At 43.7% G+C, this 16,132-nt stretch carries 11 protein-coding genes; 6 read left to right on the top strand and 5 right to left on the bottom strand.

Translation table 11 applies throughout. From position 1 onward, the window contains the following. Positions 1 to 97: 97 nt before the first annotated feature. A complete protein-coding gene (locus tag LAY57_RS32440; RefSeq protein ID WP_249071314.1) occupies positions 98 to 502 on the top strand; it encodes a hypothetical protein in 405 nt (134 codons plus the stop codon). A 296-nt stretch (positions 503 to 798) separates the two neighbouring features. On the opposite strand, the gene LAY57_RS32435 is transcribed toward LAY57_RS32440, so the two are convergent. Together LAY57_RS32435 and LAY57_RS32430 are read right to left on the bottom strand one after the other, a co-directional pair. Then, complete coding sequence (locus LAY57_RS32435; protein WP_249071313.1) at positions 799 to 1,152, bottom strand: hypothetical protein; 354 nt, start codon at positions 1,150 to 1,152, stop codon at positions 799 to 801. A 301-nt stretch (positions 1,153 to 1,453) separates the two neighbouring features. After that, positions 1,454 to 1,681 carry a hypothetical protein gene (locus LAY57_RS32430; protein ID WP_249071312.1) on the bottom strand — a complete coding sequence of 76 codons (228 nt, stop codon included), beginning with the start codon at positions 1,679 to 1,681 and terminating at the stop codon, positions 1,454 to 1,456. A gap of 689 nt (positions 1,682 to 2,370) precedes the next feature. Here LAY57_RS32430 and dnaN point away from each other — a divergent pair. From dnaN to LAY57_RS32405, 5 genes are all read left to right on the top strand, one after another. Then, entirely contained in the window at positions 2,371 to 3,789 is a 1,419-nt protein-coding gene (dnaN, locus tag LAY57_RS32425) for a DNA polymerase III subunit beta (protein WP_249071311.1), read from the top strand. Between the two features lie 81 nt (positions 3,790 to 3,870). Next, positions 3,871 to 5,271, top strand: a complete 1,401-nt coding sequence (dnaX, locus tag LAY57_RS32420) for a DNA polymerase III subunit gamma/tau (RefSeq protein ID WP_249071310.1) — start codon at positions 3,871 to 3,873, stop codon at positions 5,269 to 5,271. Further along, on the top strand, positions 5,271 to 6,221 hold the full coding sequence (gene holA, locus LAY57_RS32415) for a DNA polymerase III subunit delta (protein ID WP_249071309.1): 951 nt from the start codon (positions 5,271 to 5,273) through the stop codon (positions 6,219 to 6,221). Before dnaX ends, holA begins: the two co-directional genes overlap by 1 nt. Before the next feature lie 268 nt (positions 6,222 to 6,489). Next, entirely contained in the window at positions 6,490 to 8,088 is a 1,599-nt protein-coding gene (locus LAY57_RS32410) for a Swt1 family HEPN domain-containing protein (RefSeq protein WP_249071308.1), read from the top strand. Next, a complete protein-coding gene (locus tag LAY57_RS32405; RefSeq protein WP_249071307.1) occupies positions 8,066 to 10,447 on the top strand; it encodes a BamB-related PQQ repeat family beta-propellar protein in 2,382 nt (793 codons plus the stop codon). The genes LAY57_RS32410 and LAY57_RS32405 overlap by 23 nt, the downstream gene beginning before the upstream one ends. A gap of 171 nt (positions 10,448 to 10,618) precedes the next feature. On the opposite strand, the gene LAY57_RS32400 is transcribed toward LAY57_RS32405, so the two are convergent. The 3 genes from LAY57_RS32400 to LAY57_RS32390 form a co-directional block, all read right to left on the bottom strand. After that, the gene (locus LAY57_RS32400) at positions 10,619 to 13,930 is read right to left on the bottom strand and encodes a helicase-related protein (RefSeq protein WP_249071306.1); all 3,312 of its coding nucleotides are present in this window, start codon (positions 13,928 to 13,930) and stop codon (positions 10,619 to 10,621) included. A gap of 477 nt (positions 13,931 to 14,407) precedes the next feature. Then, complete coding sequence (locus LAY57_RS32395; protein WP_249071305.1) at positions 14,408 to 14,683, bottom strand: transposase; 276 nt, start codon at positions 14,681 to 14,683, stop codon at positions 14,408 to 14,410. A gap of 294 nt (positions 14,684 to 14,977) precedes the next feature. Then, entirely contained in the window at positions 14,978 to 16,027 is a 1,050-nt protein-coding gene (locus LAY57_RS32390) for a hypothetical protein (RefSeq protein ID WP_338022534.1), read from the bottom strand. Positions 16,028 to 16,132: the final 105 nt, after the last annotated feature.

Here is a 16,132-nt window from a genome sequence, read left to right as displayed (position 1 = left end):
AGACCTATTTTTTTTTGACAACAATGGGTCAACCCCGCACGCAGTAAGGGGTTGACCCATTGTTGTCACCCCGTCAGATAAAACAATTGAGTGGCGTTTGCTGCAATTAGTCCTATCAATTGCTTTAGTACGCTGTTGCGCTATCTTTGGCCTAATTAGCATTCAGTTAGCTCCTTTGTTGGAATTATTTGGCGGACTAGGATTAGTTTTACTCGCCACTCATCACATTTATCGACAGAATTGGCAATTGGGTATACTTGGTTTAGCTATTAGCTGTTTATGCGGTATTGGGATTATCAAAGACCCGATTGCTACCTTAGTTATCCTGGCGCTCGTTCACAATTTAACACCAGTAGCCTTTATTTTAGAACGACAACGTACTAAACTACTTCGCACGTTATTAATCTGCGGACTCGTGTTTGGAGCGATACCAATAGGAATTATTAGTTTAAAATTTTTAGGAATAATAAATTTTTTTCTTGAACAAACACTCATTATTTAAATGCTTTTGTTGCACCATCATGGCAACATTTATCAATTGCTTATCCATTGTTCTCGGCTGCCACGTTTCTCCAGTGTATGCACTATGCAGCGGTCATCGGCTTATTTTCGCGGTGGACGAAAGAGGACGCGGAAACATTCTTATCCTGGCTTCCATCTAAAAAATTCTACTGGTTGGTGGCTGGAATATCGGTTTATTTTTTAGTAGCTTTTCAGCATTCATTTGCACTTACTCGCGCTTTCTACGGCATCGCAGCAGCTATTCATGCTTGGTTAGAAATTCCATTATTATTGCTATTACCCCTGCCAATAATAAAACAGAAGTCCGCAGCTATAGGAAGCGAGATTAGCACCGAAAGATAAGCCGATGTTCCATCGCCATGAATAACCAATTGCCCATCGGTACATTAAACTCTCAACAAGCGCGACACCAGTTTCGATCGATAGGGAACGCATCGGGAAACTTAAATACGGTGATAGTTCGATAAACAGCTTCCACGCTATAGGATGAGTGATCGATGTGGCAGCACCAGCAATTATTGCTAGCTTTCGCCAGTCTTTTTTTCTAACTTGAGCGCAGATGGCGACAAATAAGCTCTCGATCGCAATCGAAACAATCAGTGCAATTAGTTCTTCTGAAGCGAAAAACATGGCGAAATAACTGGATTAGTTCTGGGAAGCATAGCACAAGCTGCGAAGCGATCGTTTTTGTTTTTTATTCCAAAAAGCGATATCAACCTTGCCATAATTAAGTCAAATTGAAAAACTTACGCTTCTCCAATGTCGTGCAGTTATTCGCTCACTTAATAATACGCTGCCAAGCGTGCGATCGCGTTAGGCTTAAAATTAACGTAACGGTTTATTAACCTAAACCTTGTCAAAAACTTTTCAGGTGCTACAATTGATAGCCGTTAGTTTCTGGATTATCGACTATCAATTTTAGTATTGATAACTAAATACTCAAGAAAATCAATCCTACAATTGCTACTCCGACTCTCACGATATCTGGAAGATCTACTCTCTGACAAATCCCGATCGCTATCAACCCAAAGAAACAAGCTTGCACGGGAAATGAAAAGGCCAGAAGTATTGCTAGAATTGCCATACTAACTGACAAAAACCATCCACAAGCTGTTTGAATTTTTGCTAGTACCCGCATGAATTTAGTTTCTTTTTTCATGTCATATCTCCTTTTTGTGGCGATCTAACTTTCAATGTTTGTTGCATTAAAGATTGGCAAGTGAGCGGTTTTTCGGGCTGTTGGGTTCGAGCAATGAAGAACTCTAACCTTCAGTTATTGGGGTTACCGTATATGGTTCGCATTTCGCATCTTTGTAATGCGCGATTGACTTTTGAGCGCAGCCTCCCCAATCTAAAGCGAAAATTTCATTTGGTTTTTTGAGTATTTTGGTCATGTTTTCGGTTGCCTAATTTTGTGAAATTGATAAATGCGATCGCGTTCGTCTAGCACCAGCTATATCGTCATTCATACTGTCACTACCATTTCGTGAGCGCTATAATCCCTAACTTATTAAGCAGCACCAACCAAAAAATACGTCTTTCGGATCTATTCCAACTATCACTTTCGGCTGAAAAGCGCTTTTTGGGTACGAAAAGCACTGCCACAGTAGGAGCGATCGCTGTTTGAGAGATATAAATTTGCTTTAGCTTTTTTTAATGATTATAGATTATAACAGTTGGCTGTAATTTTTTTGGCAAATTAGAAAAAATGCAGACAAAGTTTATAAAAGCGTGGCAGATATAACTAATTTTTTATTAAGAGCTTATTTAAACTTAACTACGGTAATAACAAGCTGTTTTCTAGGCAGCTAGCGCTGCCCCGGTATGACAGCTATTTTAAGATAAAATATGCAAACAAAAACACGACCTGGTACAAAAAAGGGGCAAGTCAAAGAAAATGACTCTCCTAAAACAAAAATTAAGGCTGATACCACGACTAAGCGAACGGAATTTCTAACTGAGAAGAAACTCAGAGTAGAAATAAAACCGGAATCTCCAGTTAAAAATAATACTGATAGTTCAACTCCTGTTCTATCAACGGGGATGCGAGTGATTTGCACTCAGGATGACTTAGCAACTCATCTCGATTTAGTCAGCCATGCAGTACCTGCTAAACCCACTCATCCAGTCTTAGGAAATGTCCTGCTGATTGCTCAAAAGGAAACGCAGAAAGTGCAACTCAGCGTTTACGATATGAGCTTGGGTATTCAAACATCATTTGATGCTAAAGTTCAAGCGTCTGGTGAACTTACAATTCCAGTTGGACTGTTGAGCAATATTGTCGGGAAACTATCTCCCGGAGATATTACTTTAGTCAATCACACGCCTTTGAATAGCGAAGACAGCGAAGATAACGACCGAGAGGAAGCAGAAGAAGGCCAAAATCCGATCGCGACGCTAATTGCTACTACTGGGCGCTATCAAGTTCGGGGGCTACCAATTGAGGAATTTCCGGCTATTCCGGAAGTAGATTCAACGTCAACAATTCACGTACCTGTAGAAGCTTTGAAAGAAGGACTGAAAGGTACGTTGTTTGCTACAACTAACGACGAAACTAAGCGGATTTTAACAGGGGTTCACTTCAATATTCACCAAAATACTCTCGAATTTGCGGCGACAGACGGGCATCGTTTAGCTGTAATTACCACTTCGCTACAAGGTTTGAAGAAGAAAAAAAGTGAAGTTGCAGAATGTTTGAAGTTTACTGTACCAGCGAAAGCGCTGGTTGAATTAGAGCGAATCTTATCTAGCCGAACATCGGTTGACCCGGTGCAATTGTCTTATGAGGAATCGAAGAATATTGTGGAATTTCGGTGGGGAGCGCAAAGGTTAGTTACTCGTTGTTTAGAAGGTGCGTATCCAGCTTATCAAGAGTTATTGAAGCAAGATTTAAAGCAGCAGGTAACGTTGGAGAAAGCACCGTTAATTAAGGCTTTAGAAAGAATTTCGGTCTTGGCGGATAAGAAGCAAAAAACGGTCAGTATCCGCTTGAACAGTGAAGCCCAGCAAGTCTGTTTATCGCTGTTTAGGGAGTTTGGAAATGGCTTGGAAGAAATGACCGCTTGTATTAGCTCGGATAGTGATATGTCGATTTCTTTCAACATTAAATACTTTCTGGAAGGAGCTAAAGCTATTGCTAGTTCTGAAATTCAAATGGAACTGACTCAACAAGATAGCCCTGCTATTTTAGTTCCGTTTGGAAATCGATATAATCCCAATATCCTGATGGATGCCAAATACTTGTTGATGCCAATTTTCAAGGAATAGTTCTACTTGATGAATTTGCACTCAGAAGCGGAAATATTGGCTCCGCTTCTATCTGGAAAACTTTAGTGATGGAAACCAATCATGTACGCAGCATTACCTCAAAAATATCGTCCGCGCACGCTGTCGGAATTAGCCGGACAGGAGTACATTCAAAAGACGCTTTATAATGCGATTAAAGCTAATAAAATAGCGCCTGCTTATTTGTTGGCTGGTGAGCGAGGTACGGGTAAAACTTCAACGGCTCGTATCTTTGCTAAGTCGCTGAATTGTATGGCTACAGATAAACCGACTGTTACGCCGTGCGGTAAATGTCATTCTTGCCGTTCGATTGAAAAAGGGAGCAGTTTAGATGTTGCTGAAATTGATGCGGCTTCTCATAACGGAGTAGAAGATGCTCGGAATTTAATAGAACGAGCGCATTTTGCACCTGCTATGAGTCGGTATCGGGTGTTCGTTTTAGATGAATTTCACCAGTTAAGTTCTCAGGCGCAAAATGCGCTCCTCAAGTGCATCGAAGAACCTCCGGCTAATGTAGTTTTCATTTTGTGTACGACAGAGCAACATAAGATATTAGCGACAATCAGTAGTAGGTGTCAGGTATTTCATTTTCGAGTGTTATCTATTAATGCAATTGTGAAGCAGTTAACGATGATAGCCCAGAAGGAATCTATCGCGATTTCGTCAGAGGCTAAGGTGGCTATTGCTCGCACTGCTGAAGGTGGATTGAGGGATGCTTTGCAGTTGCTCGACCAGTTGAGTTTGTTGGGAGAGGAGATTACCAGTTCGCACGTTTTGGAATTATCGGGACGGATTTCGGAGTCGGATTTGGTAACGATTTTGAAAGCTATCCGCAGCGGCGATACGCTGAAGTTGTTGCAATTATCTCGCGAATTGATTGATAGCGGGAAGACACCGAAAGTGCTGTTAATGTCGCTGCTTGCTTGTTATCGAGATTTATTGTTGGTAACGAATGTTTCGGATAGTTCGCATTTACTAACTAGCGGAATTTCCTATTCGATGCTACTGGAGATTGCTGCAAATTGGGTTTACGCTGCAATTAATGCAGGTATCGAACAGTTACGTGCTTCGGAATGGCAGCTTAATAAGAGCATACAACCGAGTTTGTGGTTAGAAGTTTGTTTGCTGGGATTGGTGCAGGGGACTACAGAGAAGGGTAATTGTAGTAACAGGAAGATAGAATATCCTAACGGTCGCAATTCCTCAAAATCCAATCAATCTCAAAAGGTAGAGCAGCAAGTTCAGCTAAGAGCTATTTGGGAAAAGGTGTTGGCAAAAAGTTCTGAAAATAATCGCGTTCTGCTCTCGGTTGCTTCTTTAATGGAATTGAAAGGTGGAAAAGCTGTATTGGCTGTGCCTTCTGAATACTTGGATAAGTTTAATCGGAATACAGCTAAGGTACAGAAAATGCTTTGCGGGGCGACGGGGGTTAACTACCAATTGTCTATTCAGGAGACGAATTGATGATTAGTCTGTTAGTTGGCGATGACGTTTATGCGATTAACAAGAAGCTTTCGGAGTTTAAAAGAAGTCTCGATCCAGCCTGGATAAATTTTAACTACCATCGGTTCAATGCTTCGGCGTTAGAGGATGCGATCGATTGTGCGTTGACTTGTGCATTAGGGAGTGGAAAGGGGAAGTTAGTGGTGGTAGAGGAGTGCAATTTTAAACAGTTTACTGAAGAAGGATTGAAGATTCTTCAGTTGATATCACAAGTGCCGAAAGGGACACATTTGGTATTCGTGGCATCGGGAATTGATAAGCGATTGAAGGTGGCGAAATTTCTGCTTTCTCAAGGTAAACTGTTTGGATTGGATTTAATTCCTCCTTGGAGAACTGATTTAATTGCTAAGTCGATAGGTAGTCAGTGTCGAGAAATGGGTTTGTGGTTGGATAGAAATATTATCGAGTATTTGGCGGGTGCGATCGGTAATGATTCGGCGCGTGTGGAAGCGGAACTGTACAAGCTGGCGAGTTATAATAATGGGGGGAAACTTAGTATTGAGGAAGTTCTGGCGCTGGTTCCTTCTACGACTCAAAATAGTCTTCAGTTAGCGTCTGCGATTCGACAGAGTAATGCAACTAAAGCAGTCAATTTGTTGCAGGAATTGTTGGAGAAGGAGACTTTTCCGTTGGCGATTTGTGCAACGTTGATTACTCAGTTTAGAACTTGGATGTGGGTGAAGGCGGCGCTGGTGGGTGGAGTTAAGCAGGATGCTGAGATTGCTAAGATTTGCCAGATTGCTAATCCCAAGCGGGTGTATTTTCTGAAGCAAGAGGTAAGTGGTGTGGGTTTGAAGTCTCTCATTGAAGCGATGTCGATTTTACTGGAGTTGGAGGTTGCGCTCAAAGGGGGACGGAAGGGGGATTTGATGTTGACGGGGATTTTGGCGATCGCTAGAGTTTTCGGTTGAGCATTTGTTGGCCCAATGGAAAATTTTCCATTGGGCCAAGGGGGAACAGTGGAAAAAACCCGCTTCCTCAACAGATTGCTGTGGCACATTGGACACAGCCCTGATAAGTCGGCTATTTCCAATGAGCTATGGGAATGACTAAACTGAAGAAATTTTACCGCCTATGTCTGCCAGGTCGATGTAGCGATCGCTCACTTAACACAGAGCATGACTGGTTATCGGAAAATGGAATCTAATAGCTCACTGTGGGATTAGGGAGAGCAGAACAATGGCGAAGAACGCTCGAAAGCGAGTTGATAAGACACAAGAGGAGCTTCTGCTCAAGAATCACGAGCGGGTTGGCAGAGGACTGATTTTTCTCGCGCAGGGACTCCAGCCCTTTGTCGAGAGTCAGATGCAAAAGTTTCATGGCGATGACTGGGAAGAGGTTGCTAAGGGATGTCTGGGAGATAAAGATTTTCACATTGAGAGCGATCGCATCAATCTGGAGGATTCCCAAGCGCTGATTCAGGTGATTCTCAACCAACAGGATGGGGCGTTTGAGTCTGTTCTAAGTCGCAACGAAATTGATTTAGTATTCAAGCTGAGAGATACACGCCGCAAGTGGGCGCATCCACGCCTGAAAGACTGGAACAAGCTGCAAAACTTTACCCCCAAATATGCTTACCGGGAACTGGATAGGATGCACCAGTTGCTTACTGCTATCTCTGCTGAGGAGGCGGCAAAAAAGGTGGAAGCCTTGATGCAGGAGGTAGTGCCGTTACTGCAAGGGAAGAGTCAGGCTGAAGACAAGGAACAGCAGAAGCTAATTGAGGAGAAGACGGAGGGGTTTGTTGGGCGTGAATTTGTGTTTGAGGCAATAGAAGACTTCCTGACCAGCCAGCCCAACGGCTACTTTATCATTGAAGGCGAACCCGGTATCGGCAAAAGTGCAATTCTCGCCAAGTACGTTCAGAAGACTGGATGCGTGGCTCATTTCAATGTTCGTTCCCAGGGCATCACCAGTGTTGAACGATTTCTCAAGAATGTCTGCACCCAACTGATTTCCCGCTACAATTTGCCCTACTCCTCGCTACCACCCGACGCCACGCGAGACGGTCAATTTTTCGCTCAACTGCTGGGTGAAGTCAGTGCCAAACTTAAAACAGGTGAGCGGTTGGTAATTGCGATTGACGCACTGGATGAGGTAGAACGGACTGACCACTCTGGTGCGAATCTCCTCTACCTGCCTGCTAGGTTGGACAAGGGTGTCTACTTCGTGATGACGCAGCGACCTGGCACTCTACCCTTAACCGTTAACACGCTGCCGCATCGGTTCGACTTGATGCAACATCAAGAGCAAAGTTTACAAGACATCCAGACTTACATTCGGGGCGAGGTCAATAAATCATCTCGGCTTACGGCGTGGATTGATGAGAAAGGGCTGACGCTAGAGGAGTTTATCACCCAGCTTGCTAACAAGAGCGAGAACAATTTCATGTATCTCAAATATGTACTGCCGGATATCAAGAACGGCAAGTACAAAGATCTGAGCATTGAGAGTTTGCCCCAAGGGTTGCAGGCTTACTATGAAGACCATTGGCGGCGCATGGGGATGATGACTGAGCCGCTGCCAATGGAAAAGGTTGCGATCGTGTATTTCCTAGCTGAACTCCGCGAACCCGTGTCACGCCGGATGCTTGCCGAGTTGTCTGGTGAAAAAGCTGTGACGGTGCAGCAGGTACTCAACGAGTGGAAGCCGTTTTTGCGTGAAGTACAGGTTGATGGCGAAAGTCGCTATAGCGTCTATCACCAAAGCTTCTGTGATTTTCTATATCACAAACATATTGTTCAGGCATACGGCGATGACTTTTCTTCAGAAAATTAAAGCGCGAATTGTCGATAAGTTTAGCGGGGGCGTAGGAACCAAGGATATCGGGAAACAGTTAGATAGCCTGGTGTCTGAAGACAGAGACTATGCCTTGAAGCACTTACCGTATCACATGGTTGAAGCTGGCCGCTTCGAGCAATTGCACCAATGGCTAACTGATTTCGATTTCATCGAGGCAAAGGTTTCTGCTTTTGGGGTACAGCTACTTATTGAGGATTACGACTTAGCTTTTAATCGTGATGTCTCGCTCTCTGGGGAAAAAGCGGAGAATCTGAGATTAATTCAAGGAGCGCTTCGGCTGTCAGCGCACATTCTGGATCGGGACAAGACGCAACTAGCTGGCCAATTGTTAGGACGTTTGATGTCTTTTCAAGTGCCAGAGATTCAGGCAATGCTGGAACAGGCAAAGCAGTGGAAAGCTGCTCCTTGGTTGCGCCCTTTGACACCTAACTTGATACACCCTGGTGGTCGGTTGCTACGCACCTTTATAGGTCATACCGAGTCGGTATGGGCAGTGGCAATGACACCAGATAGCAAGTGGGCGATTTCTGGTTCAGCTGACAAGACTATCAAAGTCTGGAATTTGGAAACTGGCAAGGAACTTTTTGCCCTCACAGGCCATACCAACTTGGTAACATCTGTGGCAGTAACACCGGATGGTAAGCGAGTGATTTCTGGTTCATGGGACACCACTATCAAAGTTTGGAATCTGGAAACAGAAAAGGAACTTTTCACTCTCACAGGTCATACCAGCAGAGTACGAGCTGTGGCAGTAACGCAGGATGGCAAGCGAGTGATTTCTGGTTCATCTGACCAGACCCTTAAAGTTTGGAATCTAAAAACAGGAGAGGAACTTTTTTCCCTCACAGGTCATACTGGCAGGGTAGAGGCTGTAGCAGTAACATCGGATGGCAAGCGAATAATTTCTGGGTCAGATGATAAAACTCTCAAAGTTTGGGATCTCGAAACAGGAAAGGAACTTTTTACTCTCACAGGTCATACCAACAAGGTACAAGCTCTAGCAGTGATACCAGATAGTAAGCAGGTGATTTCTGGGTCAGATGACAAAAGTCTCAAAGTCTGGAATCTGGAAACAGGAGAGCAACTTTTCACTCTCACAGGTCATACCAGCAAGGTACGAACTCTAGCAGTGACACCAGATGGCAAGCAGGTAATCTCTGCTTCAAATGACGAAACTCTCAAAGTCTGGAATTTGGAAACAGGAGAGCAACTTTTCTCCCTCACAGGTCATAGCAGGAGTGTACGAGCTATAGCAGTGACACCAGATGGCAAGCAGGTAATCTCTGCTTCAAATGACGAAACTCTCAAAGTCTGGAATTTGGAAACAGGAGAGCAACTTTTCTCCCTCACAGGTCATACCAACGAGATACAAGCTTTGGCAATTACAGGAAATCAGGTGATTTCTGGTTCCTCTGACAATACTCTCAAAGCGTGGAATGTGCAAACAGGAGAAAAACTTTTCTCCCTCAAAGGTCATAGCAGGAGTATACGAGCTATGGCAGTGACGCCAGATGGCAAGCGGTTGATTTCTGCTTCAAATGACAAAACTCTCAAACTCTGGGATTTGAAAACCGTAAAGGAACTTCTCACTTTTATGGGTCATAAGAGTAGGGTAAAAGCTGTTGCAGTGACACCAGATGGCAAACGGCTGATTTCTGGTTCATCTGACCATACTCTTAAAGTCTGGAGTTTGGAAACTGGAAGGGAACTTTTCACCCTCGCAGGTCATAGCTGGTATGTAACATTTGTGGCAGTAACACCAGATAGCAAGCGAGTGATTTCTGGTTCGGAGGACAAGACTCTCAAACTTTGGGATTTGGAAACAGGAAAGGAAATTCTTACTCTCACAGGTCATACTAACAGTGTACGAGCTGTGGCAGTGACACCAGATGGGAAACAGGCGATTTCTGGTTCCTTGGATACTAATCTCAAAGTCTGGAACCTGGAAACAGGAGAAGAACTTTTCACCCTTGCAGGTCATACCAGATATTTAACATCTGTGGCAGTAACACCGGATGGTAAGTGGGTGATTTCTGCTTCAGATGACACTACTCTCAAAGTCTGGGATTTGGAAACAGGAGAAGAACTTTTCACCCTTACAGGTCATATCGGCAGGGTAAATACTGTGACAGTAGCACTAGATGGTAAGCAGGTAATTTCTGCTTCAAATGATAACACTCTCAAAGTCTGGGATTTGGGAAGTAGGGAGGTAACTGCCAGTTTTACAGGGGAGAGTGCGTTATTGTGCTGTGCCCTTTCGTCAGATGGGGTAACGATTGCAGCAGGTGAAGCATCGGGACGAGTGCATTTTCTGCGATTGGAAGGTGTGTATTAGGTGGGAAGGCGATAAGCACCTGCTAGTTACACAAAAATGCGATCGCGCTGACAACGAGAGAGAATGCCATCACTTCTCCCCTCATCTATCGAGATATCGTAATGAGTGAAACATTTCTTAACGCCTTGAACAAATTTGAAGGAACAATCGCACTACCTCGCATTACTTCAGTCATCGCATCGCTACTACCAACAAGTCCTCAAACAAGGGGTCGCCAAAACTCATCAACCGTACTGAGGGCATCTCATCAAATACCTCTGGATAAAAAGTGACAGGGTAATTACGACCTTTGTAAATGAGTTGCCAGGTACGTTCCCCTGCCTGCTCAAATCTAACACCGCAAGCTTTTAATAATGTAGAAGTGGTAAATAATTGCTCGATCGCTTCTGGCAGAATAGGAGACGCAGGAATTGAAGTGCGAATTTCTGTCAAGTCTGCGGCAACATCCATCGTCACCATTTCATCCAAAGCGGGACGCAAAGGAGGGGTATCTAAAATATGCTCGAATTCAGCCAGGAGAACTCCTTCTTCTTCTGGATCGGCACTCATTGCTGCTTGTTCGATGAAAGTTGGTACAGAGGCTAAAATGGGTTGCAAGTTACCGACGACTGTTTGGAAAGCATTGATGCGATCGCGCAATTTTCGATAGACTTTTGCTTCTACCGTACCATCATAATAAAAGTTGTGAATTCTAACCGTTGGATGAACTTGCCCAATGCGATCGATCCTGCCAATCCGCTGTTCTACTCGCATCGGATTCCAAGGCATATCGTAATTAATAAGTACGCCACAAGTTTGTAAGTTCAAACCTTCCGAAGCTGATTCTGTACACAAAAGAATTTTGATTTCACCTTCTCTAAATCGACGCTTAATCTCTTCTTTAGGAACTAAACACCAGTTGCTAGCTGTGTAAAGTTCACCACCTCTACCAGAATAGCAAGCAACTTGAGAACCATACAATTTAAGTAAAGCATCTCGCAAGTAGTCCATTGTATCGGTGTATTGGGTAAAAACAATCGCACTTTCCCGTTGGGTGAGTTCCCGACGTAAGATAGTAATAAAATGGGAAAGTTTGGTATCTTCACCTGTTATTTCAAATTGCCGTAGTAAATCTTCTAAATATTGGATTTCTTGCGGATCTACGGGTTCCATATAGGATTCTAAACCTTCAATCACAGCATCATCAGCATCATCAATATCGCTGAAATCATCTTGAGTTAGGCTAGAACCCATACCAGTTATCAGAGAATCGAGTCGTCGCTGCAATGATTCTTTAATAGCGTAGAAAGAACTGGTCAAACGCTTGCGATATAAGGTCATTAAAAAGCCTAAAGCTTTACGATTCTGTTTTTGAGCTAAACGATAGAAATGGCGCACGTAATCGCTTACAGCCACGTATAAAGGGATTTCGCGATCGCATTCCAAGGTAATCGCATTGTCCTGCACTTCGCGCCGGGGGATGTCGCGGTCTAAAAGTCCCCGCTGGTAATATTGCCGTAGGGTGTCACGGGTGTGGCGAAACATCATATCTTTGAGGGGAGTATTAACGGTGAGATATTGGCGGGAGGTGGTGATGAAGGGGTCATCGGTTAAATATTGTTTGGGATTGACGAGTTTTTGACCTCGCTGCCAAATATCTCGGATGCGATATGCTAATAAGCGATCGGATTTTTCTAAATATCCTTGTAATCTAGAACAAGCTTCACCACCGCGCTGAAAGTAATCGGTGGACATCTGCTGCCAAAACTCCAAGCTGTAGCGGTCGGGAGATGCAGTCAAAGAGGCAAAATAATTGCAGAAATTATCGCCGTAAGACCAATGTCCTTGCATTCCTAATAAGTTAAGTAAGTCAAAAACTTCAATAGGGTCAATTTGCATCGGCGTAGCTGAAAGAAGAATTAAACTGCGAGTTTTTTCTTTCAGTTGTTGCATTAACTCTAATAATCGATTCGGTGTTTCTTCCCTATTTTGGGGACTCTTCCGACGGGCGTGGTGGGCTTCATCTAAAATGATTAAATCCCAAGGGTTAGCATCCAGTAGTTGTTGCATTCGTTCAGTTCGCCGCACCAAATGACTGGAGGCGAGAATCAGGTCAGTTGTATTCCAGGGGTCAGTTGTTATTGGTTGATTGTTATTGGTTAACAGTGAACCGTAGGGATCTTTAAATGTCCCTTGGTTGTAACTCCAAAAGTGCAGGTTGAATTTTTCTCGCAGTTCTTCTTGCCATTGGGGTTGAACGCTAGCAGGGGCTAAAATTAGAACTCGCTTTACTTTTTGGGAAACGAGTAAGTAACGCAAAATTAAACCTGTTTCAATAGTTTTACCTAAACCAACTTCATCGGCAATCAGAAAACTGTGAGGGAATTTTTGAGCAACTCTTCGTAAGATTTTAATTTGGTGAGGCCAAGGAGAAATAGGAATTGACTTGAGGCAGAAGTCTAAGCAGCCTGGATGTTGATATAAATTAGTCAGTTGTTCAAATGCAGTTTTTTCTTGCTGGTATTGTTCGTTAATGGGGAGTGCGAGCGTCTCGCTCGCTAGGTTATCAAACTCGCTCGCTAGATTATTAATTAAAGTTAAACTATCATCTGAAGTTAAACTATCATCTGTAACTAAACTGTCGTCTGTAAGTGAACTTAAGCGTTTATCAATTATTTCATCGCTAATATTACTAGCGAGCGAGACGCTCGCACTGCAAAAGAATATTTCTTCTGAATTAACCCTTAAAGGTCTAGTATCAAATTCAACTCGTTTATCCCAGGTTGGTTTAGTCGCTGGCGCATAACGTAATAACTTTTTCTGAATGGCTTCTGGAACTTCAAAAACTTGCACGTTCGGGGCTAAATTGTGCCAAAGTTGTTCAAAACGAAAAATTTCTTCCTGAACTCGTTCTAGTTCTCGTCCCTCTTCCCAAGCACAATAAACATGGAAAGATTCAACATTTTTTTCCCACCCGCCAAGGGATTCATTATTGGAACCGCTAAAGGCTAATTGGTCGCCATTGGCATCAGTAAAAATGCCAACTTTTTCATGGAAAATATGATTGGGGTCTAGTTGGGCGTGACTATCTTCTGGAATTCCATTTAACTTGAGGGGAATGGCAATTTTGATATCCAGGTAGCCGTTTTGAATCACCCAACTGAGGATTTCAAAATGTTTCAGTTGGGTGAAGTTTTCGGGTGGTTTAAGGTCGGTATCGAGGCGGGTAAAGAGGGCATCTCTTAATTCGTATCCTTGTTGGATAGCTTGCAAATCTTCTGGGCTAAATTGACAACCCATGATTAGTCGCATCCGTCCTTCTTGATGCAGCATTGCACCTAAGCCACGGGCTACTTTACTTAGAATAGCACTGCTGAAAAAGCCGGATTTACGGTCATATTGAATGGCACATTCTAAAGCGGGAATGTAAAAATCAGCAAGGGGATTATTTTCATTGCTAGAGTAGCTAATGCGCCAAGTTCGTTTCCGTAAATATAGAGACATATTTTAGATTAAAAAATCAATTTACCAGCTAATTTTTAACTAACCTCTTGTTGGAGAATTTCTTCGCCAGTGAGGGTAACAATTTTTCCATCTTGCCAAATAGCAATAGATTCGTCTAGCTTTCGGTGTTCGTAAATCATCCAGCTATCACATAAAGGTAAATATAATTGAATCAGATTGATATCCTTCTTCCCTCAGCGAGCAGGATGATCGCACTCCGCCGTTTCCCCATATATTTTTTCATCATCAGTAAGATGCTCGCATTCCCTTTTTTCCATAGCGAGCAAGATGCTCGCACTACTCATCCAATATTTTCCCATAAAAAGGGATATTCTTGAGGAGTGGCTGATAAGTTGGCTTTGAAAGGATTTTGCCTGATATATTCCCATGAATTTTGAAAATGTTCTTGGTTTTTAATGAGTTCATCATGTGCCCATCCTGCCAAACTTTACCGATATGTTTCATAACTTTAGGAATTTATTTAGAACTGAAGCCTTTAATACTATGGAGAAGGCTTCCTATTGACCAGTATTCTGACTCGGACTGGCGGAAAGGCTGAAGTAATAGGTGTACGTGGTCTGGCATAATAACAGCAGCGAATAATTGATATCGTTGGTTATGAAAGTATAAGGTTGAATCTAAAACAACTTTTCGTGCTTCTGGGGTTAACTCTAGCCTTTCCCAAGTAACGAATGTTATAAAATAAGTGCCGTTGGGGACTTCTAGTTGAGGTAATTGCTTTTTGAATGCCATAAATTTATTTCATCTTTGAATGGAATATATTTGATTTGCCATTGGAGTGCGAGCATCTTGCTCGCTTTATCCATATATAAAATCTATCCTTAATTTACGCCGTTTAATTTACGCCGTTTAATTTACCCATCGCGAGCGGGGACGCTCGCACTCCTTTTTCCCTTTCCATTCATTTTCCCGTTTAATTTACCCATCGCGAGCGAGGACGCTCGCACTCCATGTTATTTTACATAATTGGATGATACAGAGTGCGAGCATCTTGCTCGCTATAGGAAAATCTGACTCCCCAAATTCCTACTCCTTTTCATCACCCAAATCCAAATCCAAACTCAATTGCCCATACTGCAACGGTAACTCTAATTGTTCCACCACTACCTTAGCTTTAATTTCATCCATCGCTAACCACAAATCTAATAACGCTTTTTCTTCCGGGATGCGTTTCTTTTCATCTCCGATTCGGGGAATTACTTTCAACGCAACTTCAATCGTTCGCATGAACATATCGTTGCTGACTAACCCGGTGGCTTTCATAAAACGGCGGACGGGTTGGATGCTTTCTTCTTCTAAGTAAATGGCGATAATCGCATGGAGTCCATCGACTAAATAGCGGGCAGAAAATTCCTGTTCGTTGATGGAAAAGGCGCGTTTTTTGAAGCGTTGTTGGGGGGTGAGGAATTTGCAAGTACCGCTGGCGGAATCGAGGAGTTTGTAGGTTTTGGCTAAGTCGGAAACGTTGAAACCGCCAATGGCTAAAGCGAGTTGTGTGGCTTCATCGAAGGGGAACTCTCTGGCGCGGAAGGCATCCCAGGCGAGGAGATACCATTGGGTCAAGGGGTCAAACCCGGCGGTGTCGGTTTGGGCGAGTTTGCGGAAGCGGTAGGCGGCTATGGCTTTTCGGGCTTCCGCGAAGGCGACTTCCGGGCGGACTTCTTCGCCGCTACTGTCGAGGATGGGGTAGGAACGGCTGAAAACGTTTAAGGCGGGGCCAAAGGCGCTGAGGTACAGGTCAATTCCGGTGATGTCGTTGGCTTCAAATTCCGGGGCGCGTTGTTCGACGAGGTTGGCAACTTCGGGGCGCAAGTCATCCCACCAAGCTTGTTCGGCGTTGGGGTCGCGTTTGCGGCAAACTAAAAGGACGGTACTGGAGACGGAGTTTTTCTGGGCTTGGTGCAGGTTTTGGGGGTTTTCGGTACTGACAGCCCAAGATGCGGTAATCTCGAAGCCTGCATCGATGAGAGATTTGGCAAGGACATCCCACGCGCCGGACTCTTTGTGGTTGAATTGGACGGTCATTACCCCGTCGTCTCGCAAAACGCGGTAGTATTCGGCGAAGGCGAGTGCCATTTTTGCTTCGTAGTCTCGGTTGGCGAGGATGGGTCTTGCGGCATAATGGGGTATAATGTAGCGATCGCTACATTATACCGGTAAAGAACAATGGACTTTCATCTA

It is taken from the genome of Argonema antarcticum A004/B2 (genome assembly GCF_023333585.1).
Lineage (GTDB): Bacteria > Cyanobacteriota > Cyanobacteriia > Cyanobacteriales > Aerosakkonemataceae > Argonema > Argonema antarcticum.
This window is presented reverse-complemented; position numbering and strand designations above follow the sequence as displayed.